General features: G+C 68.6%; 22 protein-coding genes and 1 pseudogene. 16 read left to right on the forward strand and 7 right to left on the reverse strand.

Annotated elements, in window-relative coordinates:
* Nucleotides 1–4 precede the first annotated feature (4 nt).
* From H6A07_RS04195 to H6A07_RS04215, 5 genes are all read left to right on the forward strand, one after another.
* On the forward strand, nucleotides 5–1291 hold the full coding sequence (locus tag H6A07_RS04195) for an L-aspartate oxidase (RefSeq protein ID WP_342636555.1): 1287 nt from the start codon (nucleotides 5–7) through the stop codon (nucleotides 1289–1291).
* A gap of 52 nt (nucleotides 1292–1343) precedes the next feature.
* Nucleotides 1344–2198 carry a carboxylating nicotinate-nucleotide diphosphorylase gene (nadC, locus tag H6A07_RS04200; protein WP_204813673.1) on the forward strand — a complete coding sequence of 285 codons (855 nt, stop codon included), beginning with the start codon at nucleotides 1344–1346 and terminating at the stop codon, nucleotides 2196–2198.
* Entirely contained in the window at nucleotides 2195–2749 is a 555-nt protein-coding gene (locus tag H6A07_RS04205) for a 3H domain-containing protein (RefSeq protein WP_204813674.1), read from the forward strand. Before nadC ends, H6A07_RS04205 begins: the two co-directional genes overlap by 4 nt.
* A gap of 115 nt (nucleotides 2750–2864) precedes the next feature.
* Entirely contained in the window at nucleotides 2865–3791 is a 927-nt protein-coding gene (locus tag H6A07_RS04210) for a hypothetical protein (protein ID WP_204813675.1), read from the forward strand.
* Nucleotides 3792–3834: 43 nt separating this feature from the next.
* Nucleotides 3835–5358 (forward strand): alpha-amylase, encoded by a 1524-nt coding sequence (locus H6A07_RS04215; RefSeq protein ID WP_204813676.1) that lies wholly within the window; start codon nucleotides 3835–3837, stop codon nucleotides 5356–5358.
* A 266-nt stretch (nucleotides 5359–5624) separates the two neighbouring features.
* On the opposite strand, the gene H6A07_RS04220 is transcribed toward H6A07_RS04215, so the two are convergent.
* A complete protein-coding gene (locus H6A07_RS04220) occupies nucleotides 5625–7052 on the reverse strand; it encodes a Sapep family Mn(2+)-dependent dipeptidase (RefSeq protein WP_204813677.1) in 1428 nt (475 codons plus the stop codon).
* A gap of 161 nt (nucleotides 7053–7213) precedes the next feature.
* Between H6A07_RS04220 and H6A07_RS04225 the strand changes: the two genes are divergently transcribed.
* The gene (locus H6A07_RS04225; RefSeq protein ID WP_204813678.1) at nucleotides 7214–8647 is read left to right on the forward strand and encodes a 6-phospho-beta-glucosidase; all 1434 of its coding nucleotides are present in this window, start codon (nucleotides 7214–7216) and stop codon (nucleotides 8645–8647) included.
* Between the two features lie 99 nt (nucleotides 8648–8746).
* Here the strand turns inward: H6A07_RS04225 and H6A07_RS04230 are convergent, their stop codons facing one another.
* Nucleotides 8747–9619, reverse strand: a complete 873-nt coding sequence (locus H6A07_RS04230) for an ROK family protein (protein ID WP_204813679.1) — start codon at nucleotides 9617–9619, stop codon at nucleotides 8747–8749.
* A gap of 97 nt (nucleotides 9620–9716) precedes the next feature.
* On the reverse strand, nucleotides 9717–10433 hold the full coding sequence (locus H6A07_RS04235) for a GntR family transcriptional regulator (RefSeq protein WP_204813680.1): 717 nt from the start codon (nucleotides 10431–10433) through the stop codon (nucleotides 9717–9719).
* Between the two features lie 316 nt (nucleotides 10434–10749).
* On the opposite strand from H6A07_RS04235, the pseudogene H6A07_RS04240 reads away from it, so the two are divergent.
* The 4 genes and pseudogenes from H6A07_RS04240 to H6A07_RS04255 all read left to right on the forward strand — a co-directional run.
* Nucleotides 10750–12075: pseudogene (locus H6A07_RS04240) on the forward strand (glycoside hydrolase family 1 protein); the annotation flags it as partial.
* Nucleotides 12076–12079: 4 nt separating this feature from the next.
* On the forward strand, nucleotides 12080–13264 hold the full coding sequence (locus tag H6A07_RS04245; protein ID WP_204813681.1) for a PTS sugar transporter subunit IIC: 1185 nt from the start codon (nucleotides 12080–12082) through the stop codon (nucleotides 13262–13264).
* Nucleotides 13265–13376: 112 nt separating this feature from the next.
* Nucleotides 13377–13679: a PTS sugar transporter subunit IIB gene (locus tag H6A07_RS04250; RefSeq protein ID WP_204813682.1), complete on the forward strand. Its 303-nt coding sequence runs from the start codon at nucleotides 13377–13379 to the stop codon at nucleotides 13677–13679.
* Nucleotides 13680–13688: 9 nt separating this feature from the next.
* Nucleotides 13689–14063 (forward strand): PTS lactose/cellobiose transporter subunit IIA, encoded by a 375-nt coding sequence (locus H6A07_RS04255; protein ID WP_204813683.1) that lies wholly within the window; start codon nucleotides 13689–13691, stop codon nucleotides 14061–14063.
* An 88-nt stretch (nucleotides 14064–14151) separates the two neighbouring features.
* Here H6A07_RS04255 and trhA read toward each other — a convergent pair whose 3' ends face one another.
* The gene (trhA, locus tag H6A07_RS04260) at nucleotides 14152–14838 is read right to left on the reverse strand and encodes a PAQR family membrane homeostasis protein TrhA (protein ID WP_204813684.1); all 687 of its coding nucleotides are present in this window, start codon (nucleotides 14836–14838) and stop codon (nucleotides 14152–14154) included.
* An 80-nt stretch (nucleotides 14839–14918) separates the two neighbouring features.
* On the opposite strand from trhA, the gene H6A07_RS04265 reads away from it, so the two are divergent.
* From H6A07_RS04265 to H6A07_RS04285, 5 genes are all read left to right on the forward strand, one after another.
* Nucleotides 14919–15413, forward strand: a complete 495-nt coding sequence (locus H6A07_RS04265) for a hypothetical protein (protein WP_204813685.1) — start codon at nucleotides 14919–14921, stop codon at nucleotides 15411–15413.
* Nucleotides 15414–15416: 3 nt separating this feature from the next.
* Nucleotides 15417–16028 (forward strand): TM7S3/TM198-like domain-containing protein, encoded by a 612-nt coding sequence (locus H6A07_RS04270; protein WP_204813686.1) that lies wholly within the window; start codon nucleotides 15417–15419, stop codon nucleotides 16026–16028.
* A 284-nt stretch (nucleotides 16029–16312) separates the two neighbouring features.
* On the forward strand, nucleotides 16313–17062 hold the full coding sequence (locus tag H6A07_RS04275; protein WP_204813687.1) for a methionine ABC transporter ATP-binding protein: 750 nt from the start codon (nucleotides 16313–16315) through the stop codon (nucleotides 17060–17062).
* Complete coding sequence (locus tag H6A07_RS04280) at nucleotides 17055–17738, forward strand: methionine ABC transporter permease (protein WP_204813688.1); 684 nt, start codon at nucleotides 17055–17057, stop codon at nucleotides 17736–17738. Before H6A07_RS04275 ends, H6A07_RS04280 begins: the two co-directional genes overlap by 8 nt.
* Nucleotides 17739–17791: 53 nt before the next feature.
* Nucleotides 17792–18619, forward strand: coding sequence for a MetQ/NlpA family ABC transporter substrate-binding protein (locus tag H6A07_RS04285; protein WP_204813689.1), 828 nt, complete (start codon nucleotides 17792–17794; stop codon nucleotides 18617–18619).
* Between the two features lie 60 nt (nucleotides 18620–18679).
* Here H6A07_RS04285 and brnA read toward each other — a convergent pair whose 3' ends face one another.
* The 3 genes from brnA to H6A07_RS04300 are packed head-to-tail and all read right to left on the reverse strand — an operon-like array spanning nucleotide 18680 to nucleotide 23195.
* Nucleotides 18680–18961, reverse strand: a complete 282-nt coding sequence (gene brnA / locus H6A07_RS04290) for a type II toxin-antitoxin system BrnA family antitoxin (RefSeq protein WP_204813690.1) — start codon at nucleotides 18959–18961, stop codon at nucleotides 18680–18682.
* Nucleotides 18948–19238: a BrnT family toxin gene (locus H6A07_RS04295; protein WP_342636556.1), complete on the reverse strand. Its 291-nt coding sequence runs from the start codon at nucleotides 19236–19238 to the stop codon at nucleotides 18948–18950. Before H6A07_RS04295 ends, brnA begins: the two co-directional genes overlap by 14 nt.
* A 54-nt stretch (nucleotides 19239–19292) precedes the next feature.
* A complete protein-coding gene (locus H6A07_RS04300) occupies nucleotides 19293–23195 on the reverse strand; it encodes a SpaA isopeptide-forming pilin-related protein (RefSeq protein ID WP_204813692.1) in 3903 nt (1300 codons plus the stop codon).
* Nucleotides 23196–23504: 309 nt separating this feature from the next.
* On the opposite strand from H6A07_RS04300, the gene H6A07_RS04305 reads away from it, so the two are divergent.
* The gene (locus tag H6A07_RS04305; protein ID WP_204813693.1) at nucleotides 23505–24110 is read left to right on the forward strand and encodes a sugar O-acetyltransferase; all 606 of its coding nucleotides are present in this window, start codon (nucleotides 23505–23507) and stop codon (nucleotides 24108–24110) included.
* The last annotated feature ends 6 nt before the right edge of the window (nucleotides 24111–24116 follow it).

Genomic DNA, 24116 nt, shown 5'->3' on the forward strand with positions numbered 1-24116 from the left:
TGGGGTGATCGACTGCGACGTGGTCATCGTCGGCTGCGGCGTGGCGGGGCTCTACTGCGCGCTCAACCTGCCGGCGGCGCTCAGCGTGGTCCTGCTCTCCAAGGAGGAGGCGGACCACTGCGACTCCATGCTCGCCCAGGGCGGCATCTGCGTCCTGCACGACCCGGACGACTACGAGTCCTTCTTCGAGGACACGCTGCGCGCCGGCCACTACGAGAACCGCCTGGAGAGCGTGGACCTCATGATCCGCGCGAGCCGCCCGATCATCGACGACCTGATCAAGCGCGGTGTGCGCTTCGCCCGCAGACCGGACGGCGAGCTGGACTACACGCGCGAGGGCGCGCACTCCCGTCCGCGCATCGTCTACCACGAGGACGTGACCGGCAAGGAGATCACCACGCACCTGCTCGCCGACGTGCGCGGGCTGCCCCACGCGCGCATCCTCGAGCACACCTGCATGACGGACCTTCTGGAGGGCTTCGAGGGGGACGGGCGGCGCGTGTGCCGCGGCGTCGTGGCCACGGGGCCGGCGGGCGAGCGGCTCGAGATCCGCGCGGACGCCACCGTCCTCGCCACGGGCGGGGTGGGCGGCCTCTACTCGCGCTCCACGAACTTCTCGTGCCTCACCGGGGACGGCTGCCGCGTGGCTGCCGAGCACGGGGTCCTGCTCGAGCACATGGACTACGTGCAGGTCCACCCCACCTCGCTCTGGAGCGAGAGGCCCGGGCGCGCCTTCCTCATCTCCGAGTCCGCGCGCGGGGAGGGCGCCATCCTGCTGAACGACGCCGGCGAGCGCTTCTGCGACGAGCTGCAGCCGCGCGACGTGGTCTCCGCCGCCATCTTTGCCGAGATGCGTCGGACCGGCGCCGAGCACGTGTGGCTCTCCTTCGAGCGCGTGCCGCGCGAGGTCGTGGAGGGCCACTTCACGCACATCCTGGAGCGCTGCCTCGAGGAGGGCTACGATATCCGTGAGGAGCCGATTCCCGTGGTGCCCGCCCAGCACTACTTCATGGGCGGCATCCACGTGGACGCTGACTCCGAGACCACGCTGCCGCACCTCTTTGCCTGCGGCGAGACCTGCTGCAACGGGGTGCACGGCAAGAACCGGCTGGCCTCCAACAGCCTGCTGGAGTCGCTCGTCTTCGCGCAGCGGGCGGCCGACAAGATCATGCGCGACCGCTTTGTCGAGGACACGGCGACGCAGCTCGCCGCAGCCGCCCGGGCGCGCTCCCGCTTTGTGGCGGGTTCGCGCGACGTGACCGACGTGGCGCTGCTCACCGGTGCCGCGTGAGACGGGCGCGCTCGCGCGTCCGTCCCGCGGCCGTCGAGAGAGGAGATTCCCCATGACCGACCCCATGATCCAGATGCAGATGGACGACCACATCCGCGCGGCGCTGCGCGAGGACATGCCCTTCGGCGACGTCTCCACCGCCGCCGTGATGCCGGAGCCGCATCCCGGCCGCGTGCAGCTCATCGCCAAGGCCGACGGCGTGATCGCGGGCCTCTCGGTCTTCTCGCGCGTCTTTGCGCTGCTCGACCCGGCCACGCGCGTCACCGCCGACGTGGCGGACGGCGAGCGCGTGAGCGCCGGCCAGCACGTCGCCACCGTGGAGGGCGACGTCCGCGTTCTGCTGGAGGGGGAGCGCACGGCCCTCAACTACCTGCAGCGCATGAGCGGCATCGCCACCTACACGGCGGGCATCGTGGCGGCGCTCGCGGGTACCGGGACCACGCTCGTCTGCACGCGCAAGACCACGCCCGGCATGCGCCTCTTCGAGCGCGAGGCCGTGCGCCTGGGCGGCGGGAGCCTCCATCGCTTTGGCCTCTCGGACGGCGTGCTGCTCAAGGACAACCACATCGACGCCGCCGGCGGCGTGGCCGATGCGGTGGCCATGGCGCGCACGTCGGCGCCCTTCGTGGACAAGGTCGAGGTGGAGTGCGAGAGCTTGGACATGGTGCGCGAGGCCGTGGAGGCCGGGGCGGACATCATCATGCTGGACAATATGGCCCACGACGACATGGCCGCCGCCGTCGCCCTGATCGCCGGGCGCGCGCAGACCGAGGCCTCCGGCAACGTGGGGGCCGCCAACGCGGGCCGCTACGCGGACCTGGGCGTGGACTTCGTCTCCTGCGGCGCGCTCACGCACTCCGCGCCGATCCTCGACCTCTCCCTCAAGCACCTGGAGGTTCTGGGGTGAGCGGCGGGTCGGGGGAGGCCCGTCGCGAGAAGATCCTCGCGGCCCTGCGTGCGTCCGACCGCCCGCTCTCCGGCGGCGCGCTCGCCGCGCGGTGCGGCGTGAGCCGTCAGGTGGTGGTGACCGACGTCGCCCTCCTGCGCACGCGCGGGGAGAAGATCGTCTCCACCAACCGCGGCTACGTCCTTCTCGCCCCGAGCGCGCCCGACCGACCGATGCGTCTCTTCAAGTGTCGTCACACGGCGGAGCAGACCGCCGACGAGCTCACCTGCGTGGTCGACCTGGGCGGCTGCGTGGAGGACGTCTTCGTGAACCACCGCGTCTACGGCAAGGTCTCCTCCGAGCTGGGCATCGGGAGCCGACGTGACGTGGCGCGCTTCATGGAAGAGCTCTCCTCCGGGGTGTCCGCGCCGCTTCTGGAGGTCACGAGCGGCTACCACTTCCATCACGTGAGCGCCCGGAGTGAGCGGGACCTCGACGAGATAGGGCTCGCCCTTGCCGAGCGTGGCTACCTCGCCGAGCCCACCGACTACGAGTCCGTCACCTTTGCGTGATGCCGGCGCGTCCCGCCCTGCCCCAGGGGCGAGAGGGGCCGGGGCGCCTGCGGGCGCGTCCGTGCGTTTGGGTATACTCCCTACGTTCAGATTCGTGTCAGGGAGGTGGCAGCGCATGGAGGACCTGGAGCCTTCGATCCCGCGGACGCCCGCGCAGGCGGTGCTGCGCATGGTCTCGCTGCTCATGGGGGGCATCGGCGCCCTGGCGCTGGTCGGCGGGCTGCTCGTGCTCGTGCCGGGCGTCATCGGCGGCGCCGACTTCTGGGCGTCGGTCACCTTTGGCGTGATGATTCTCGTGGCCGCCGGCCTGCTCGTCCTGACGGCGATCCTGGGGCTTGCGGCCTCCAACAACTCCGCGCGCGTGGGGCCGTACCGGTTCCTGTGCTACCTCGTGGGGCTCGCCGTGCTCGTGGCCATCGTGTGGGGCTGGGGCATGGGCACCTTCATCCTGTTCAATCCCATCGTCCTCACGACGACGATCGTCTACGTGCTGATCTGCTCGCGCCTGGCCGACAAGGTCAAGGAGGAGCACGACAAGGGCGTTTCCGGCGAGACGTTCCTGCGGTCGCGCCACCAGCGCGTGCTGCACCTGCTCTCCGAGCTCATCGTCCTGAAGGGCGTGCTCACCATTGTGGTGGTCGCCGTGTTTGGCGCCGCCCTCGTCGTGTACGGGGAGGGCGAGCGCGCCGTCATCTCGGGCGTCCCCGTCACGGTCACGGGGACGCTCTACGCGCTGCTCGTCTTTGGCGGCGTCGCGGCGGGCGCGAGCGTGGGCGTGGGCGCGCTCGGCATCTGGGGCTCCAACCGCCCGCAGAAGGTCAGGCCGTTTCTGGTGGTGGCGGCGATCGCGCTGGCGCTCGACCTCGTGCAGGTCGTGGGACGCCTGTTGGAGCGCGGCGTCTTCGGCCTCTCGTTCGACCTGCTGCTCGACGTCGTCTTCATGGCCGCCTGCGTCTACCTCGCCGTGCGGATCGACCGACAGCCCACGCCCGAGGAGCTCGCCGCCGCTGCCGGCGTCGCCCTCGTCTCCGACCAGGAGTGAGACAAAGGGGACAGGTTCGCTTGTCCCATCGGAAAGGAGCCGCATGACCAACGGAACCATGCTCCAGGGCTTCTCCTGGTACCTGCCCGCCGACGGCTCGCACTGGCGCCGCATCGCCGAGCAGGCCGCCGACTTTGCCTACCAGGGCATCACCGCCGTCTGGCTGCCGCCCGCCTACAAGGCCGAGAAGGGCGCCGAGGACGTGGGCTACGGCGTCTATGACACCTATGACCTGGGCGAGTTTGACCAGAAGGGGACCGTGCGCACCAAGTACGGCACTCGCGCCGAGTACGAGGCCGCCGTGCGCGCGCTGCAGGCAAACGGCATCCAGGCGCTCGCGGACATCGTGCTCAACCAGCGCCTCGGCGCGGACGGCTGCGAGGACGTGGTCGCGCGCGAGGTGCAGTCCAACAACCGCGAGCTTGTGCTCGGCGACGCGCGGACGATCTCCGCGTGGACGCGTTTCTCGTTCCCCGGGCGCGCGGGCGCCTACTCGGACTTCACCTGGGACTGGACGTGCTTTCACGGCGTGGACTGGGACGACCGTGCCAAGCGAAAGGCCATCTTCCTCTTTGACGGCAAGCACTGGGACAGCGCTGTGGACCGCACGGAGAACGCCAACTACGACTACCTCATGGGCGCGGACGTGGACGTGAACGACCCGCGCGTCTTTGACGAGCTCGTGCGCTGGGGCTGCTGGTACGTGGACGCCTGCGGGCTGGACGGCTTCCGCCTGGACGCGCTCAAGCACATCGACCGAGGCTTCTACCTGCGCTGGCTCGACGCCGTACGCAAGCACACGGGGCGTGAGCTCTTCTGTGTGGGTGAATACTGGGGCCGCACGGCTGACGAGCTCACGGCCTACCTGGGGGCCGAAAAGTGCCTGTCGCTCTTTGACGTCCCGCTGCACTACAACCTCTACGCCGCGTCGTGCTCCAACGGTGACGTTGATCTCTCCAAGATCTTCTCGGGCACGCTCGTGGAGCGCGACCCGGTGCACGCCGTGACCTTTGCCGAGAACCACGACACGCAGCCGGGCCAGGCGCTGCAGTCCTTCGTGCAGACGTGGTTCAAGCCCGCTGCCTATGCGCTGATCCTGCTGCGCGAGGCGGGCTACCCCTGCGTCTTCTACGGCGACCTCTACGGCATGCCCAACGACGGCAACATTCCAGCGGTGCGCGAGCTGCCGCTGCTCATGGAGATCCGTCGTCGCTTTGCCTACGGCGCGCAGCACGACTTCCTGGACGCGCCGGACGTGATCGGCTGGACGCGCGAGGGCGACGCCGAGCACGAGGGCAGCGGCGTGGCCGTGGTCCTCACCGACCGCGACGGCGGCGAGAAGCGCATGTTCGTGGGCGCGGGTCACGCCGGCGAGACCTGGGGCTGCGTCATCGGCGAGCAGGACGACGTCGTCGTGGACGCCGAGGGCTGGGCCGCCTTCCGCACGCTCGGCGGGCGCCTCTCGGTCTACCTGCCCGAGAGGACGGCCGACGCGCTGGAGAACGACCGCCAGCTCCACCGCATCGCCCGCGAGATCGCCGAGGACACCGAGGAGATGCGCGCGTAGCGCCCCAGTCCCGGAATTGCGTAACGAGAAGGGCCGCGCGCTCCCGTCATCTGGGGGCGCGCGGCCGTCGGTTATGCGCAACCGCGACGGTTATGCGCACTCGCGTCGGTTATGTACAGGCTGTGGCGACACGGTTTTCTCGGCCAGAGCGTCTACCTGCGACTTTGCGAGAAGGACCGGTGCGCACAACCGTCACGATTGCGCATAACCGTCAGCGTTGCGCATAACCGTCAGCGTTGCGCATAACCGTCAGTGTGGGGGGCTGCCTACAGCTCGAGCTCCATGAGGCGGGCGATGGAGACGATGTAGATCTTGAGCGCGCGTCGCATGGCCTCCTCGGAGACGCCCTCGTCGGGGCCGTGCTCGCCGCCGACCCACTCCGGCAGCTCGTCGGCGGGGTCCTGCGGGCCGAAGGCGCAGGCGCGGGCAAAGTGGCGCGCGTAGGTGCCGCCGCCGATCGTGAACGCCTTGCCCGGTCGGCCCGTGTACTCGGCGTAGGTGTCGAGAAGGGCGTGGATCTCTGGGCTCTCGGGGCTGATGTAGAAGGGCTTCTCGCCGCGCCCGGGCTCGTAGGTGCAGCCGTGTGCGGCGGCCAGCTCGGTGAGACGAGCGGTGATCTTCTCGGCCGTGGTGGAGGTGGGGAAGCGCGAGTCCACGGTCTGCGTGAAGCGGCCGTCGACCGTGCGCACGACGCCGGCCACGAGTGTGAGGTCGCCGAACTTGTCGTCCGTGGCGGCGACGCCTGCCGCGCGGCCGTAGGCGTCCTCGGTGAGCGTGACGAGAAGCTCGAGGAAGCCGCGCTCGCCCTCGCCCGCGAGGCCCTGCGCCAGCAGGTAGCGCGCGAGCACGCCGATGGCGTTGACGGTGCCGGCCGGCATCGAGGCGTGGCCGCCGATGCCCGCGGCCGTCACGCGCGCGAGGCCCTCGCCGGCGGGCTCGACCGTGATGCGCTCGGCACCCGCCAGCGTGGCGGCGTCGGCGCGCACGAGCGCGGTGGCCTTGCCGGGGATGGCGTTGGAGACGGTGCCGCCGGAAAGCTCCACGATCTTCTCGCCCGCCACGGCGCCCGAGGAGAATTCGCCGCCGTAGAGGCCCTTCTCGCCGCAGATGAGCGGGAACTCGGCATCGGGGGAGAAGCAGAAGAGCGGCTCGGGGTAGCGCTCCAGGTAGTAGGGCACGTCGCCCATGCCCGTCTCCTCGTTGTTGCCGATGATACAGCGCAGGGTGTACGGCAGCTCCTCGCCGGCGGCCGCACGGCGCGCGAAGTAGGCCGCCGCGTAGAGCGAGAGCACGAACGGGCCCTTGTCGTCCGCCACGCCGCGGCCGATGAGCACGCCGTCCTTGCGCGTGACCTCAAGAGGCGGGAAGTGCCAGCCCTCGCCGGTGGGCACGATGTCGGTGTGGGCGATCGTGGCGAGGTAGCGCTCGGGGCCGGATGCGCCGGGGACGTCGGCAAAGCCGAGATAGCCGTCCAAGTCCGTGACCTCGAGGCCCAGGCGCTCGGCCATCCGCTCGGCCTCCGCGAGCGCGCCCCAGGCGGCCGGGCCCCAGGGCTTGCCGGGCTCGGCGCGCGCGAGGTCCTCCACGGAGTCATGACGCACGAGGCGGTCGATGTCGGCGACGACGTCCTCCCAGACCTCGTCCACGTAGGCATCCACGTCACGCTTGAGCGTCTCGAGCTGCTCGTCTGTCATGTGTCCTCCTCGGGTCGTGCGGCGCGGCGGCCGCGCGGTTCTTCTCGCCGACCATCTTAGCGCGTTCGACCGGACCGGACGCATCCGTTAGAATTCTGGCGTCGGAGACAGGAGCGGGCGGGCAGGGCCATCCCGACCGCATCGAGGACGTGGGGGCAAGCATGCTCAAGGACGGGTTTCTCTGGGGCGGTGCGTTGGCGGCCAACCAGGCGGAGGGCGCCTGGCGCGAGGGCGGCAAGGGCGTCTCCATCGCGGACGTCATGACGGTGGGCGGCAACGGGATCGACCGTCGCATCACGCGCGGCGTCATCGCCGGCGAGAGCTATCCGAGCCACGAGGCCATCGACTTCTACCATCGCTTTCGGGAGGACGTCGCGCTTCTCGCCGAGACGGGGATGAGGTGCCTGCGCGTCTCCATCGCCTGGACGAGGATCTTTCCCACGGGCGAGGAGGCGGAGCCCAACGAGGCGGGCCTCGCCTTCTACGACGAGCTCTTCGACTGCTGCCGCGCGCACGGGATGGAGCCGCTCGTGACGCTCAGCCACTTCGAGATGCCCTACGCGCTGGTCGAGAAGTACGGCGGCTGGCGCGACCGACGGCTGGTCGACCTCTTCGTCCGCTTTGCCGCGACGTGCTTCGAGCGCTATCGCGACAAGGTCACCTACTGGATGACCTTCAACGAGATCAACAACCAGGCGAGCTTTGCCACGGACTGGGAGCCCTTCACGGACTCGGGCCTGCTCTTCGACGAGGCCGATGACCCCGCGCGCCGCGAGGAGCTGGTGCTGCGCGCGGCCCACAACGAGCTGGTGGCCTCCGCGCGCGCCGTCGCCGCCGGCCATGCGATCAACCCCTCGTTCAGGATCGGCTGCATGCTCGCGATGACGCCGGTCTACCCGCGCTCCTGTGACCCGGCGGACCAGTGGGCGGCCCGCGTGGCGATGCAGCGCCGCTTCTGGTACGGCGACGTCCAGGCGCGCGGCCACTACCCGTCCTATGCGCTCGCCTACGCCCGCGAGCGCGGCTTCGACCTCGGCATCGAGCCCGGTGACGAGGCGGACCTCGCCCGCGGGGCCGTCGACTTCGTGGGAATCAGCTACTACAAGAGCTTCACGGTGGCGGCCTCGGCCGACGGTCCCGACCACGTCTATCGCGAGGACCTGGACAAGGTGGACAACCCCCACATCCCGGCGAGCGAGTGGGGCTGGCCGGTGGACTCCCTCGGCCTGCGCTGGAGCCTCAACTGGGTCGCCGAGCGCTGGGAGCTGCCCGTCTTCGTGGTGGAGTGCGGGCTGGGCGCCTACGACGAGCGCGCGCAGGACGGCCGCTTCCACGACGACTACCGCATCGCCTACCTCCGCGACCACATCCGCGCCGCCAGGGACGCCGCCGAGAAGGACGGCGTGGACCTGATGGGCTTTCTCACCTGGGGCGTCATCGACCTGGTCTCCGCCGGCACCGGCGAGATGGACAAGCGCTACGGTCTCGTCTACGTGAACAAGAACAACGCGGGCGAGGGCGACCTCCACCGCGAGCGCAAGGAGAGCTTCGAGTGGTTCTCCCGCGTGGTCGCGAGCAACGGCGAGGAGCTCTAGACGGAATCGCCCCCGAGCCTGAGGGGACTCGGGGGCGAGGCTCGAGCGAGGCGCGTCCTTCTCGGGCGGCGACGCACTTCGGACGCGGGCGCGGGAGCCCTATGCCATGAGGGCCCTTCTCCCCAGCTCGACGCAGCCGAGCACACCCTGGTCGTCGTTCAGGCTCGGGGGCACGATGTAGGCGTCGATGTCCTCCAGCTCCGGGGCGGTGATGTATCCGCCGAGGTAGGCGAGGGTCTTCTTCCGGACGATGGGGAAGAGCTGCTCCTGGTGCATCACGCCGCCGCCGAGGATGATGCGGCGCGGCGAATAGCACAGCACGAGGTCGCAGCACATCTGCGCGAGGTAGTCTCCCTCCAGCTCCCAGACCTCCGGGCGACCGGCGAGCTCGGCGCCCTTGGCACCCCAGCGTCGCTCGATCGACGGGCCCGCCGCGAGTCCCTCGAGGCAGCTCTCGTGGCTCGGGCACACGCAGGGGCCCTCGTCGCCCGGGACGCGCCTCACGAGCATGTGTCCCGCCTCGGGATGGAGCATCCCGTGAAGCAGGCGCCCCCCGCACATGACGCCTGCGCCCACGCCGGTGCCGATGGTCACGTAGACGAGGTCCGAGATGCCCCGCGAGCTGCCGAACGTGGCCTCGCCGAGACAGGCGACGTTGACGTCGGTGTCGTAGCCGACGGGCACGCCAAGCGCGCGCACGAACGCATCGCGCAGGGGATAGCCGCGCCACGCGACCTTGGGCGTCTCGAGAATCATGCCGAACGACGGGCTCTCCGGGTCAACGCAGGTCGGACCGAAGGCGCCGATGCCGAGAGCCTCGACGCCGCGCTCCAGGAACCAGCCCGCAAGCGTGGGAACGGTGTCCTCGGGTGCGAGCGTGGGAAACGACGCCCGCTCCAGCATCTCGCCCTGCTCCGTGGCGACGGCGCAGACCATCTTGGTCCCGCCCGCCTCGAGTGCCCCGATTCTCATGTGCGCCCCCTTCTGGCCCCGCGGACCTGTGTCCTCACGTGCCTTGTCTCGAAACCCTCTCGGGCTCTCACCGCGCCTGCCCCCTTCGGACCTTTCGTCACTTCGTGCTGATGCTCCTGAACTCATACCCATGCGGGCGGCGCGCGAACGAGTACTCGAACGGCGTGCCGTCATCGAGGTAGCCCCCCTGCTCGACCTCGAGCAGGGGGTCGCCCGGCTCGAGCCCCATCCACGCGCACTCGTCCTCGGTGGGAAGAACCGCGCGGATGGTGCGATGCGCGCTCGCGATCCTGAGCCCGAGGTCCTTCTCGATGTAGTGATAGATGGAGGTCTCGACGTTTTTGAGCCGGAGATTGGGGATCACGTCGATGGGCATGTAGGTGTACTCGATCGCCGTGGCCACGTCATCGGCAAAGCGTACGCGAATGACGTGGTAGACGAACTGGTCGGCCTCGATGTCGAGCATGTGGGCCACGTCGGGCGAGGGCATTGCCACCGAGAAGTCCTTGACCTCGGTCCGCACGGCCTCGCCGCGGCGCTCGTGCTCTGCGGTGAAGCCCTCCATCTGGCGGCTCGTCTCGAAGGCGGCGTCATCCTTGAGCGGGGTCCGGACGTTCTTGACGAACGAGCCCGACCCGCGCCGCCGCGTGATGTAGCCACGGTCCTCCAGGATGTCGAGCGCCTTCTTGATGGTCACCTTGCTGACTTCGTAGCTTTGGCAGAGCGACTCTATGGAGGGCAGCTGTGAGTTTGGCAGGAAGGCGCCGGAGCGGATGTGCGCTATCAGGTCCTGTGCGACGAGCTCGTACTTCATCGGGGAGCCGCCTCTCGTTCTCCCCAGCATAGCGCGGAGCAGGAAGGTGTGGGGGTAATTTTCATCCGTATCCACTCACCGATGAAAACATATCGCTCAAATTTTATACACAAGAACGTCTTAAATAAGAATAAAACATGCCTAGTCTAAAAATAAGACATGTCAGGTTTGTCACATGGCGAGCAGGGCGTGGGGGGAAGGAAAAGAAGAGAGAAGGGAGAGAGAGTTGGAGAAGCTCAAGCTGCCTGATGACTTCTTCTTCGGGGCTGCGATGTCCGGACCGCAGACCGAGGGAGAGTAGGCGTCGGGCGGGAAGCTCGAGAACCTCTGGGACACGTGGTCCAACGAGGATCTCGATGCCTTCCACAACAAGGTGGGGTCGTACGGGGGCAACGACTTCACCAGGCGTCACAACGAGGACTTCAAGATCCTCAAGGACCTAGGGCTCACGTCGTTCAGGACCTCCATCCAGTGGAGCCGTCTGCTCGACGAGAAGGGCCAGATCAACCCGGAGGGCGAGAAGTACTATCACGACCTCTTCGCCGACGCGCGGGCGGCGGGGCTCGAGTGCTTCGTGAACCTGTATCACTTCGACATGCCCACCTACCTCTTCCGTCGCGGCGGGTGGGAGAGCCGTGAGGTCGTCGAGGCCTATGCCCACTACGCGCGCGTCGCGTTTCGGACCTTCGGCAAGGAGATCCGCTACTGGTTCACGTTCAACGAGCCGATCGTGGAGCCGGACAACCGCTACGAGGGCGGTGAGTGGTACCCGCAGCCCCACAGCTTCGAGCGCGCCCGCGCGGTCCAGTACAACATCTCGATCGCTCACTGCCTCGCCGTCCGCGAGTACCGCGCGGCCAAGGCCGAGGGCCTCATGCTGCCCGACTCGCGCATCGGCATGATCAGCTGCTTCACCCCGCCCTACACGCGCGAGGACCCGAGCCCGGCCGATCTCGAGGCCGTGCGCATCACTGACGGAATCCGCAACCGCTGGTGGCTCGACCTCGTGACCAAGGGGGAGCTGCCCGCCGACATCCTCGAGGACCTCAAGGGCCTCGGCGTCGAGCTGCCCGTCCGCCCCGAGGACAAGCTCATCCTCGCCGATGGCAAGGTCGACTGGCTGGGCTGCAACTACTACCACCCCGAGCGCGTCCAGGCGCCCTCGCGTGAGAGGGACGAGTACGGCAACCCGCTCTTCGCCGAGCCCTACGTCTGGCCCGATACCAAGATGAACGAGAGCCGCGGCTGGGAGATCTATCCCAAGGGCATCTACGACTTTGGCATGAATCTCAAGCGCGACTACCCTGAGCTCGAGTTCTTCATCTCCGAGAACGGCATCGGCATCGAGAGGGAGTGGAACTTCCGCGATCCCGAGACCGGTGCCATCCAGGACGACTACCGCATCGAGTTCGTGCGCGAGCACCTTGCCTGGATTGCCCGCGCCATCGCCGACGGCGCGAAGATCGTCGGTTACCACTACTGGGCGGTCATCGACAACTGGTCGTGGGCCAACGCTTTCAAGAACCGCTACGGCTTCGTCGAGGTCGACCTCCAGGACGGCTACGCGCGCCGTCCCAAGAAGTCCGCATCCTGGCTCGCCGAGGTCGCGCGCACGCACGAATTCACCATTGAAGGGGAGTAATCCCATGGCAGAGAACACCAAGCTCCAGGCGTTTCTCGACAAGTTCGCTGCGGTCTCGGCGAAGGTCGGAAACCAGGTCCATCTACGGTCGCTGCGCGATGCGTTTGCCACCATCACGCCGCTCTACATCCTTGCGGGCATCGCGGTTCTCGTGAACAACGTGCTCTTCGGCTACCTCTGGAGCGACACGGGATTCTTCCCGAACCCCGAGCTGCTCGCCAACGTCCAGACGTGGGGCAACGCGCTGACGCTCGGCACGCTCAACGTCTCGGCGCTGATCCTCGCGGGCCTCATCGGCTACTGCCTGGCCACGAACAAGCGCTTCGAGAACCCGCTCGCCTGCGTGGTCGTGGGCATCTCCGCCTTCGTCGTCATGATGCCGCAGTCGATCACCGCGACCCTCGCCGCCACCTCGCCGCTGCTGACCGACGAGGTCACCACGGCGCAGGTCACCGGCGCGCTCTCGACCACCAACACCGGCACCAACGGCCTCTTCGGCGCGATCATCATCGGCCTGCTCGCGGTCACGCTGTTCATCAAGATCTCCGGCGTCGAGAAGCTCAAGGTCAACCTGGGCGAGGGCGTGCCGCCTGCGGTCGGCAACTCGTTCAACGTCATGATCCCGATGCTGCTGACACTCTCCATCTTCGGCCTGGTCGCCGCGCTTCTCGCGGTCTTTGCCAGCACCGACCTGCCGACCATCATCTCCACGTTCATCGCGACCCCGCTCAAGAGCATCATGAACGCCGGCCCGTGGGCCTTCATCGTGATCTACACGCTGGCCAACCTGCTGTTCTGCGTCGGCATCCACCAGTCCACGATCTCCGGTGCCACCGTCGAGCCCATCCTCCCCGGCCTCTTCAACATCAACGAGCCGGTCATCTACGGGTACCCCATCGTGTTCAACCTCCCGCTCATGATCCCGTTCGTGATCATCCCCGACCTGTTCATCGGCCTCACCTACGGCCTGACCTGCGCCGGCTGGCTCTCGCCGTGCATCGCGCAGGCTCCGTGGACCACGCCCCCCATCCTCTCCGCGCTGCTCTCCACCGGCTTCGACTGGCGCGCGGCCGTGTGGCAGGTGCTCGAGATCGTCATCGGCATGGCCATCTACCTGCCGTTCATGAAGATCTCCGAGCGCGCCCAGGCGCTCCAGGGCTCCGAGGCCGCCGGCGAGCTCGCCGAGTAGTCATGCGCCTATCGTCGCGAACCTCGTACGCTTGAGACACCGATGGCACGACCGGGCGGCGGCCCCGCGCCGCCGCCCACCGTCACAGGAAGTTCCTAGAAAGGGGAACGTCATGAAGAACATTCTGCTCGCCTGCAACGCCGGCATGTCCACGAGCCTGCTCGTGCAGAAGATGCAGGCAGAGGCCAAGGCCCAGGGGCTGGACGTCAACATCTCCGCAGGCCCGCTCAACAACGCCCTCGAGAAGATCGACACCGCCGACGTCCTGCTTCTCGGCCCGCAGATCTCCTACGCCAAGAAGGACGCCGAGGCCGCTGCGGGCTCCACGCCCGTGCTCGTGATTCCGATGGTCGACTACGGTCGCATGAACGCCAAGAAGATCCTGGCGGACGCTATGGCCGCCATCGAGGGGTAGGAGAGCGCCATGGCAGAGGACGCGCAGCAGAACGCGCCGCAGGACGCGGCCCAGCAGGACGCCTCACTCGACATGGAGGAGGTCTGCTTCCAGATCATCGCCAACGTGGGGTCCGCCAAGTCCCAGTACATCGAGGCCATCTCCAAGGCTCAGGTGGGCGACTTCGACGGTGCCCGCGCGATGATCGAGTCCGGCAGCAAGGACTTCCTGAACGGCCATAACGTGCACCTGCAGCTGCTCACCAACGACGCGGGCGGTCGGAGCGTCAAGTTCTCGATGCTCCTCATGCACGCGGAGGACCAGCTGATGGAGGCCGAGACCTTCCGCGTGGTGGCCGAGAACTTCATCAGCGTGTACGAGCGCATGGGCAAGCTGGAGCAGTAGCCCTCAGGGGCAGGTCCAAAGACGCGGGGCGCGGCGCGGTTCACACATCGCGCCGCGCCCCGCCTGCGTGGGGTGTGCGCCGCCCTCCTCACACCACGAACAGCAGCGCCGAGAGCGTGATGCAGACGCTGCCGGCCAGCGTGAACAGGTGGAAGACGAAGTGCAGGTAGGGCACCTTCTTGATGGCGTAGAAGACCGCGCCCACGGTGTAGCTGAGCCCGCCGGCCAGAAGCAGCCAGAACGCGGGCGGCGCCAGAAGCCCCCAGAGGTCGCCGATGCGAAAGACCACGAGCCAGCCCATGAGCACGTAGACCACGGCGGTGAGCCAGGCGGGCTGGCGCTCGCGCAGCAGGCACTCGGCCACGATGCCCGCCACGGCCACCGCCCACACGGCCGCGCACAGCTCGAGGCCGCCGCGCCCGGCGAGCGTGACCAGTGAGAACGGCGCGTAGCTGCCGGCGATGAGCAGGTAGATGCCGCAGTGGTCCAGCACGCGGAACACCGCCTTGCCGCGCGGCGCGGCGATCGCGTGGTAGAGCGTGGAGAAGAGGTACTCCACGATGAGCGAGACGCCCATGATGATGGCCGCCGCCAGGCGCGCCCCGCCTCCGTGCGAGACCGCCACCACGATGAGCAGGACCAGCGCCGCGATGCCGAGAAGGACGCCCACCCCGTGGCTCACCGAGTTGGCGATCTCCTCGCCGAGCGAGTAGAGCCTTGTGCGCAGCGCGGGCCTCTCCGTGCTCGCGGTTCCGGCGTCGTTGGCATCCGCCATGGGACCTCCCTTGTGGCCGCAGGGTATAATGACCGCCTGTCAGCTGAAGCATACCCGCTCGGCCCGCTGGGGAGGCAGCCGTGAAGAAATCGACGTTCATCGGAAACCTTGTGGCGTGGATCGTGGTCGCCGCCGCGTGCTGCGCGTTTCTCGCCTGGTGGCACCTGGGCAACGGCACGCCCAACATCTCGGACCCGATGGTCCAGCTCGGCGTGGTCCTGGCGTCGCCGCTTCTGCTCTACGCGATTGGCGCGCTGCTGGGCGTGGCGCTGATGTGGTTCAAGAAGATCCTCGTGGGGCGCCTCACCAAGCGCGCGTGCCGCGCGGTCGGCATCCTGGGGCTGGGAGTCCTGGTGCTGGCGGGCCTGCCGGCGCTCGTCCCCGCGACGGGGGAGGCGCTGCTGGGGCCGGCCTTCGTGGTGGTCTACGTCACGATGCTGGCGCCGCTGCTCATCGTCGCGATCGGCTTCGTCTACGCGATCGGCTGCGCGGGCGTCGACGCAAGCAAGCGCGGCCCCTTCGCCAAGTACCTGCCCGACGACCACTTCGAGGACGAGCCGTCCGGTGGGGAGTGACCCATGGAATACGTGATCGTCTACCTGCTCGTTAACATTGTCATCGGCGTCGTCGCGTGCCTCTTCGGTCGGCGGCTCTTCTTCGCGGTGCTCGGGCTGCTGGTGTTTCTCGGCGTCTTCAACATCGCGCTCGCGTCCACGAACGCCTCGGCGGCCTCGCTGGCGATCGCGGCGGTGCTCGGCGTGGTGGCCGCGCTGCTCTCCAAGTTCGCCTACCGGGCCGGCGTGTTCCTCGTGGGCTTTGCCGCCGGCGCGGCGCTCGGCTTTGTGGTGACGATCCTCGTGGGCGGGGAGGTCGCGGACTTCCTCGGCGTGATCGTGGTGGTGGCCGGCCTGCTCGTGGGCCTCGCGGCCGCCCGCTGGTCCGATATGGCCGTGCGCCTGAGCACCGCGTGGTCGGGCGCGTCGTTCGCGGTGCCCAACGTCCTCGCGGCGGCGCTCGCGTTTCCCGCGCTCGCCGGGCTGGCCGTTCCCGGCGACGCCGCGGCAACCTTCGACGCGCTCTCCGCCTACATCGCCGGTGACTTCTCTGCGGCCCACGGCGTGGCGATCTTTGTGGGGACGCTTGCGCTCGCCGTGGTGGGCTCCGTGGTCCAGGCGCGCCAGAAGGGCTAGGAATCGCCGGGGTTGTCGCGGACGGCGTCCCACCCGACGTCCTTCTCGCCTTTGTCACGTGCGGGTAACGCGGCTTGCGCGGGCGCCGGGGCCCTGCTAACGTAGCCACCATGAAGAGCGCTGTCGCACATATCACGATGATGATGGTCATGGAGATGCCCAAGCCCGGGCACTCTGCCGTGCCGTGCGCGCGTCGCGCGGGCGGGGAGACCGGGCGCCTTCACTAGGTCGTCTCCGGCGGGAGGCGGCCCTCCCTGTTCACGTCATCGAGCGGAGCCTCGCGCATGATTCAGATCAAGCACCTCACCAAGACCTACGGCAGCGCGCCGGACGCGCCGCACGCCCTGGACGACGTCTCCATCGACGTGGCCGACGGCGACATCGTGGGCATCATCGGCATGAGCGGCGCCGGCAAGTCCACGCTTGTGCGCTGCATCAATTTGCTGGAGCGCCCGGACTCGGGCCAGATCCTCGTGGACGGCGCCGACGTCACGGGCCTCACGGGCTCGGCGCTGCGCACCTATCGTCGCCGCGTGGCGATGATCTTCCAGAACTTTGGCCTGCTCGCCCAGAAGACGGTGCTCGCCAACGTGTGCTTCCCGTACAAGGCGGCCACCGGGCGCGTCACGGCGGCCAACCGTGAGCGCGCGCTCGAGCTGCTGGACCTGGTGGGCCTGCGCGACCGTGCCGACTCCTACCCGTCCCAGCTCTCCGGCGGTCAGCAGCAGCGCGTGGCCATCGCCCGCGCGCTGGCGTGCGAGCCGGAGTACATCCTCTGCGACGAGGCCACCTCGGCGCTGGACCCGGCGAGCACCAACACCGTCCTCAAGCTGCTGCGTCAGATTAACCGCCAGACCGGCGTCACGATCATCGTGATCACGCACTCGATGGGCGTGGTCGAGAAGATCTGCCGCAACGTGGTGGTGCTGGAGCACGGGCGCGTCGTGGAGCGGGGGAGCGTGGCGGAGGTCTTTGCCGACCCGCAGTCCCAGGCCGCCAAGGTCCTTCTGGAAAGGGTTGAGTGGGATGCCTGATTTCGTGAACGCCTTCATCGCCGAGTACGGCGAGCTGCTCGCCGAGGGCACCCTCTCCACCATCGTGATGGTGCTCGTGCCCACGGCCATCTCCTACGTGCTGGGCCTCACGCTCGGCGTGGTGCTCTATCTCACCGCGCCCGGCTCGCTGCGTCCGATGCCCGTGCTCAATGCCGTGCTCGGCTGGGTGGTCAACATCCTGCGCTCGTTCCCGTTCATCGTGCTCATGGTGTTCATCATCCCGTTCACCCGAACGGTCATGGGCACGGCGTCGGGTCTCGCGGGCATCATCCCGCCGCTCGTGCTGGCCACCACCCCCTTCATTGCGCGCATGGTTGAGCAGTCGCTCGCCGAGGTCCCGCGCGAGAGCGTGGAGGCCGTCGAGGCCTGCGGCGCCAGCGTGCCGCGCATCGTGTTCTCGGCCCTGTTGCCCGAGGCGCTGCCCTCGATCGTGCGCGGCGTGGCCGTGGTGCTCATCGCCGTGCTCGGCTACACGGCCATGGCGGGCGCCATCGGCGCGGGCGGCCTCGGCGACATCGCGGTGCGCTACGGCTACTACCGCCGCGTCGACGAGGTCATGGTCGTGGCCGTGATCGTGCTCGTCGTGATTGTCCAGGTGATCCAGAGCGTCTGCGACCTCGCGGCGCGCCGCGTGGACCACCGTACCCAGAGCTAGCGGGCGAGAAGAACCTCTCGCCCCACGTCCTCGATTTCCCAAGGAGTATTCCCATGTCCAACATCACCCGTCGCTCTCTGCTTTCCGCCACCGCCCTTCTCGCCACCGGCGCGCTCGCCGCGTGCGGCGGCTCGTCCGAGGATGACGCGTCCACCCTCACCGTGGCCGCGAGCCCCAGCCCCCACGCCGAGATCCTGAACGACTTTGCCGCCCCGCGTCTTACCGACCAGGGCATCACGCTCGAGGTCAAGGAGTACACCGACTACATCCTGCCCAACCAGGACACCACCTCCGGCGAGGTCGACTGCAACTACTTTCAGCACCTCAACTACCTCAACAACTACAACGAGGAGAACGGGACCGACCTCGTGAGCGTGGGCAAGATCCACTTCGAGCCGATGGGCGTTTTCGCCGGCAAGTCGAGTGACCTCGCCGCCATCGCTGACGGCGCCACGATCACGATTCCCAACGACGCCACCAACGAGGGCCGCGCGCTGCTGCTGCTCCAGGAGCAGGGCATCATCACGCTCTCCGAGGACGCCGGCATCACCGCCACGCCCAATGACGTCGTGGAGAACCCCCACAACGTGAAGTTCATCGAGCAGGAGGCGGCGATGCTGCCGTCCACGCTGGCCGATGCGGACTTCTCGGTCATCAACGGCAACTATGCGATCGACGCGGGTCTCACGCTGTCCGACGCCGTGGCGCAGGAGAGCGCCGACTCCGACGTCATCAAGAACGAGTACGCCAACGTCATCGTGACCACGCCGGACAAGGAGTCGGACGAGAAGATCGCGGCGCTCGTGGCCGTGCTCACCACGGATGACTTCAAGGCCTACCTCGAGGAGACCTTCGGCGACGCCGTCCAGGCCGCGTTCTAGGAGAGGCCTGCGGCCCGCCCAGGGGCGACGTCCCCTGGGCGGGACGGCCGAGCGTCCGTGCTAGAGTGTCGCGGCGGCCCGGGCGCGGCGGGCGGCGCGCTCGTCCTCCTTGTCCATGCGCTCCACGAGCCAGACCTTGATGAGGGACTGGCGCGTGACCCCGTAGCGAGCCGCGAACGTATCCAGGCGAGCGATCGCCTCGTCCCCCATGTCGAGCGCCACGCGCCGGGTCTGCTCCTTGCCGGGCTTTCTCAACGTGGACATGTCGGCGTAGTCGAGGATGCTCTCGGCTCCCTCGTCAAACACGCGCTCCATCTCTTCCGAGCTGCTAAAGCTTTTCATCGTAGGCCCTCTCTTCGAACGGGTGCGAACGGCGCACGGAGATGATCCTTGTGCGTCCCTCTCGATACGTGATGATCGCCGTCCAGTGCTTCCCGCACAGCCTTCCCACGACGGCGTAGCGGGGCTCGCCTGGATATGAGAGGCGCACCTCGATTCTCTCTGGATCGGCAAAGAGCTCCCGCGCCTCCTCTAAGCTGATGCCGTGTTTCTCGACGTTCATCGCGTTCTTTCGTGGGTCCCATTCGAACTCGGGAAGTGAATCTACCAATGTGAACACTATAGCTCCATTACCCTCCGAATACAGTACGTATTCAGTGCTATTTGCGATGCCCTAACGGCGTCTGCGCCTCATGCTGAGAAGGACGGCGACGACGCCGAACGCGGCCACGCCGGTCACGGGCAGCGCGACGTCCCCGGTCCTGGCGAGCCCGGTCGCCTCGCGCGCCTGCTCGACGCGGTCCTCGTCGTGCCCCTCGAGCTCCTCGGACCCGCCGCCGTTGCGGTAGAGGTCGAGGCGCGCCTGGTTGACGAGGGTCGTGCCGGGCCGGTAGGCGTCGGTGAGGCGCATGTGGACGACGAGCGGGGAGCGCTCGGTGCCGGCCTCGGTCAGGTCGCCCTCGTGCGCGGCGACGTCGCTCACGTCGTCACAGACGTCCTTGAGGCCGTCGCGGTCCCACTCTCCCGTGCGCGTCGTGAAGTCGGGGTCAACGCGCCCGTACTCGAGCCGCACCGCCACGACCTTCTCGCCCTCGGCCAGGTCGAGGTCGGAGACGGAGAGCTCGGTGGCCTCCGTGGCGCTCACGTCCTGCGCCCAGAGCCGCCAGCCGTCGTAGGAGAGGACGCGGCCGTCGTCCCCCAGCCGCTCGGCGGTCTCCTCGGACTGGAGCCAGGGGTTCGCGTGGCCGTCGGAGAGCGTGGCGTTCGCCCCGCTCTCGTCGACGAGGTCGGGTGCGGTGCGGTCGGTCCGGTACCAGACGTTGAGCAGGCCGTCGTAGTCGCCGTCCGCGACGGGCGTGGTGATGCCGGTGAGCTCGGCGAGCCCGTCGGCCGCGGCGGTGAGGTCGTCGGTCACGGTGAACTCGTCCACCCAAGTGGGGCTGGTGCTCCGCGCGTCGACGGAGTAGTCGTAGGTCCCGCTCTCGACGTCGGCGACCTCCTGGCGCTTGTCGACGCTCCCGGAGACCTCGATCGGTTCGTCGTACATGGTCACGGTCTGGACCTCGCCCGTCGACGCCACCTGAAACTCGACGGCCGTCGCCTCGTCGTAGGTGTGCGGCGTCATCTCCTCGACGAGCGTGTAGGTCCCCACGGGGAGCGCCTCGATGAGATGGGGCTCCTCGCCGGAGACCCAGCTCTCCACGACGTTACCCTCGGCGTCGAGCACGCTGAGGTGTGCGCCCGGGACCTCCTCCTCGTTCGTGATGTCGCGCTTGGAGAGGCTCACCTTGGTGAAGTCGTCCTCGACGGAGAGCTCGAGCGAGCTCGCGCCCTCGATCGTGCCCGTCTCGTCAACGGTGAAGGTCAGCGGCTCCCCGCTCGCCAGGTATCCGTCAGGCGCCTCGACCTCGGCGAGGTGATAGGTCCCGGCGGGGAGGTGGCGCAGGGCGATTGTGCCGGACTCGTCCGTGGTGACGAGCGTGCGCTCGTCCTCGGCGGGGTCCTCGTCGCCCTCGGCGTCGCTCCAGAGGGCGAACGTCGCGCCCGGCAGCGGCTCGTCCGTGCCGAGGACGGTCTTGTCGAGCGTCACGACCGTGGGCTCGTCGACGGCCTCGACGGAGGCGGTGACGACGGCGGTGCGGTCGTCCGCGTAGGCGAGCGTGAACTCGTGCGGCGTGGCGTCGAGCGCGTGGCCCGACGGGGCGACGGTCTCCAGGAAGGCGTACGTGGCGGTGCCCGTCCCGAGCGGAAGGCCGTCCGCCGTGGCGGTCCCGTCCTCCCCGGTCGTCACGTGGGTCACGGTCTGACCCTCGGCGGCCTGCACGGTCCCGTCAGGGGCGATCACGTCCTGCATCGCCACGACGTCGAACTCCGCGCCCGCGAGCGAGTCGGCGCAGCCCGCGTCGCAGACGCCGCCCGCGCTCTCCTGCGGACCGGTCGAGCAGCGCTTGGAGATCGTCGCGGAGCCGGTGGCCTGCTCGTCGGGGAAGGTGACCACGCTGATCGGCGGCACCTCGGGGGAGTTCTCTATGGTGACGGTGACGTCCTGGTCGGAGACGAGATAGGGCGCTGCTGCGGAGACCTCGCGGATGCGGTAGGTTCCGGGCGCGAGGCGGCCGGGGAAGGTGACGCAGCCGGTCTCGTCGGTGGTGAACTCGCTGACCTGCTCGTGGTTGGGATACCACACGTCCTGGGAGAGCGCGTTGCCCTCGGCGTCGAGCAGCTGGAAGGTGAACCCGGCGAGCGGCACGGTCTGCCCGCTCGCGGCGTCGGTCTTGACCACCTGGATGCGCGTCGCGACGAAGTCGTTGTCCACGATGTAGTGCAGCGTCGCGCCGTCGACCATCTGCTCGGGCGCGATCGACCACTCGGGCGCCGGCTGGTAGCCCTCCGGCGTCGTCGAGGCCACCTCGCGCACCACGTAGCCCCCTCGGTCGTAGGGGAGCGCGCCGAGCACGCCCTCGGGGCGCTCGCCCGCGCCGAACCAGCCTCCCGAGGTGGTCGCAAAGCCCTTCTCGTCCGTGGTGAGGGTCGCCACCACCTGGCCCGTGGTGCCCGAGATCACCTGGAACTCGACGCCGGCGGCCGGGTCCTGAAGCCCCGAGCCCTCGGCCCCGGTGTCGCGGTACTTCACGAGGTCGAGGTCGAACGCCATGACCGACTCGTCGAAGTCGCCCTCGGGGGCGAGCTCGACGACGCCGCCCTCCGGCAGGTCGTCGGCGCTGACGTGGTACTCGTGCACGGTGGGGTCGAGGCGGTAGCCCTCGGGCGCCCGGGTCTCCGTGACGCTCGCCGCGCCGAGGGGAAGGCCCGAGAAGGACGCGTGGCCGTTCGCGTCGGTCGTCGCCGTGTGGGCGTTCCCGTTGGCGTCGACGACCGTGTACTCCGCTCCCTCGAGCGTGGCGCCCGCCTGGGCCGCCCCCTGGGTCGCGGCGTCGCGCTTCTGCACCGTGAGCTCGATCGTCCCGGGCCTGTCGGGAAGCTCGACCGTGGCGTCCTCGGTCCCCGTGGAGAACTCGACGCGCTCCTCGCTCACGACGAATCCCCTCGGCGCCGCCGTCTCGACGGCGTAGTAGCTGGTGTCGGGCTCGAGCTCGCAGCTGGCGCTGCCGGTCTCGTCGGTGGTCACGGTCGCGACCAGGGTCCCGGTGTCCGCCTCGTAGATGTCGTAGGTCGCGCCGGCGTAGGCGTACTCCTCGTTGCCGCTCGTGAGCGCGGCGTCGGCGGAGACCTTGTCAAATCGGACCTCGACGTAGGGGTTGTACTCAAAGGAGACGACGGTCTGCGATTTATTTCCCGTGTTCCACATCGAGTTGTGTCCGGTGTCAAACTGGAAGGACTCGAATCCGGACGGCACGTCCAGGTCGTCGATCGCGATCCCCACGGCGTCCTCGTTCTCCACGCCGCCCATGCTGCCGTAGGTGTAGCCGAGGATGTTCCAGCAGAACCACGCCTTGAAGCGTTCCGAGGTGTTCCTGAGCGCCACGCTGCCGTCGCTCGTCACGCGGTCCGAGACCAGTATGTGCGTGTAGGCATAGAACTCGTCGTTGGTGATCGACGAGCCGTCCCAGTCCTTGCCCGCCTCGAAGCTGCGACCGTCCGCGTCCGTGCCGCCGATGTGGTCGCGCCAGAAGCCCGCGTCAAAACCCGGGCCGCCGTAGCCGTAGAACAGGATCCGGTCGACGCTCTCGACGGGCCAGCGCCAGCCGTTGTGCTCGATCGTCTGTATGCCCTGACGTTGGTAGTAGCCCGACCTGGGCGGCTCGTTGACGGGGTCGGAGCAGTAGGCGACCTCGCCGTTCACGCTCATGCGGGCCGTGTTCATGGTTCCCAGGCCGCCGTACCAGATCGGGTTGCCCACGGAGAGGTAGAGCAGGTCGCCGTCCTCCGTCTCGGCTGCGGAGGCGGTGCCGCCGCGTGTCCCGAGCGATCCCTGGACGATCAGCAGGGCGGCCAGGAGCAGCGCCAGGGCCCGCCGCAGGCCGCGTCGTCTTCTGGGGCGTCCGCCTCCTCTCCTGCTGGTGGCGATGCTCGCTGCGGCGCCGTGGCCGCCCATGACGTGTCTCGCGTGCTTCATGTGGCCTCCTTGTCCAAACGGGTGGGCGGAGAGCCTAGCACGCGGGTCCTGACACGAATCTGCCCTGGGCTGTCACGTGTCTGCGTGCCCAGCTGGGGCGGCTCGGCCGCAGGATTTGGTTCGAGAACTTGTCGGCAGGCGGCGCTTCGGCGGCGCCGGGCGTCACGGGTGGCTCCCGTGGCGCAAATGGGGTGGCGCGCGGGCGTCCGCGCTGGCTCGGAGGGGTCGAAACGCCGCGTGAGACCACGCAAGACGACCCTCCCGGAGATAGAATGGGGGCGTCCCGGCCGCCTTCCGTCAGGAGCCCCGATGACCACGCTCGAACTCATGCGCTCTGCCGCCCCGTACGCGGCGCGCTTCTCGGACATGCCGAACGACCTGCAGCTGCGCGCCAAGCGGCTCTGCGCCCGCTACAACGGGTCCGACCCGGGAGCCGCCGACGAGCGCGCCGCGATTCTCGGCGAACTTTTCGGCACGTGCGGGCCCCAGGTCTTCATCGACCCCAACCTTCGCTGCGACTATGGCTTCAACGTGCACTTTCACGGCCTCGCCGTGGTGAACTACGACTGCTGCTTCCTGGACACCTCGCCCATCCACGTGGGCGCGGGAGCCTTCGTCGGGCCGGGGTGCGTGTTCGCGTGCGCGGGGCACGCCGTGGACCCGGCGCAGCGGGCCGAGGGAATCCAGACTTCGGTGCCCATCACGCTCGGGGAGAACGTGTGGCTCGGTGCCAACGTGACGGTCTGCGGGGGCGTCACCATCGGCGACGGCAGCGTGGTCGGGGCTGGCAGTGTCGTCACGCATGACGTTCCTGCCGGCGTGGTCGCGGCGGGCGTGCCCTGCCGCACGCTGCGTCCGATCGACGAGCGCGACCGCGTGGAGCCGTTCGTCCCGACGGACGGGCCCGCGCGCTGAGGAGGG

The sequence above is a fragment of the Olsenella uli genome (assembly GCF_016899935.1).
Classification (GTDB): Bacteria; Actinomycetota; Coriobacteriia; order Coriobacteriales; family Atopobiaceae; genus Thermophilibacter; species Thermophilibacter uli_B.

Bases quoted from the DNA above. Each gene is read 5' to 3' on its own strand.
- nadC (WP_204813673.1), top strand. From the start codon at position 1,344: ATGACCGACCCCATGATCCAGATGCAGATGGACGACCACATCCGCGCG.
- H6A07_RS04210 (WP_204813675.1), top strand. From the start codon at position 2,865: ATGGAGGACCTGGAGCCTTCGATCCCGCGGACGCCCGCGCAGGCGGTG.
- H6A07_RS04215 (WP_204813676.1), top strand. From the start codon at position 3,835: ATGACCAACGGAACCATGCTCCAGGGCTTCTCCTGGTACCTGCCCGCC.
- H6A07_RS04220 (WP_204813677.1), bottom strand. From the start codon at position 7,052: ATGACAGACGAGCAGCTCGAGACGCTCAAGCGTGACGTGGATGCCTAC.
- H6A07_RS04225 (WP_204813678.1), top strand. From the start codon at position 7,214: ATGCTCAAGGACGGGTTTCTCTGGGGCGGTGCGTTGGCGGCCAACCAG.
- H6A07_RS04230 (WP_204813679.1), bottom strand. From the start codon at position 9,619: ATGAGAATCGGGGCACTCGAGGCGGGCGGGACCAAGATGGTCTGCGCC.
- H6A07_RS04235 (WP_204813680.1), bottom strand. From the start codon at position 10,433: ATGAAGTACGAGCTCGTCGCACAGGACCTGATAGCGCACATCCGCTCC.
- H6A07_RS04245 (WP_204813681.1), top strand. From the start codon at position 12,080: ATGGCAGAGAACACCAAGCTCCAGGCGTTTCTCGACAAGTTCGCTGCG.
- H6A07_RS04250 (WP_204813682.1), top strand. From the start codon at position 13,377: ATGAAGAACATTCTGCTCGCCTGCAACGCCGGCATGTCCACGAGCCTG.
- H6A07_RS04255 (WP_204813683.1), top strand. From the start codon at position 13,689: ATGGCAGAGGACGCGCAGCAGAACGCGCCGCAGGACGCGGCCCAGCAG.
- trhA (WP_204813684.1), bottom strand. From the start codon at position 14,838: ATGGCGGATGCCAACGACGCCGGAACCGCGAGCACGGAGAGGCCCGCG.
- H6A07_RS04270 (WP_204813686.1), top strand. From the start codon at position 15,417: ATGGAATACGTGATCGTCTACCTGCTCGTTAACATTGTCATCGGCGTC.
- H6A07_RS04275 (WP_204813687.1), top strand. From the start codon at position 16,313: ATGATTCAGATCAAGCACCTCACCAAGACCTACGGCAGCGCGCCGGAC.
- H6A07_RS04280 (WP_204813688.1), top strand. From the start codon at position 17,055: ATGCCTGATTTCGTGAACGCCTTCATCGCCGAGTACGGCGAGCTGCTC.
- H6A07_RS04285 (WP_204813689.1), top strand. From the start codon at position 17,792: ATGTCCAACATCACCCGTCGCTCTCTGCTTTCCGCCACCGCCCTTCTC.
- brnA (WP_204813690.1), bottom strand. From the start codon at position 18,961: ATGAAAAGCTTTAGCAGCTCGGAAGAGATGGAGCGCGTGTTTGACGAG.
- H6A07_RS04300 (WP_204813692.1), bottom strand. From the start codon at position 23,195: ATGAAGCACGCGAGACACGTCATGGGCGGCCACGGCGCCGCAGCGAGC.
- H6A07_RS04305 (WP_204813693.1), top strand. From the start codon at position 23,505: ATGACCACGCTCGAACTCATGCGCTCTGCCGCCCCGTACGCGGCGCGC.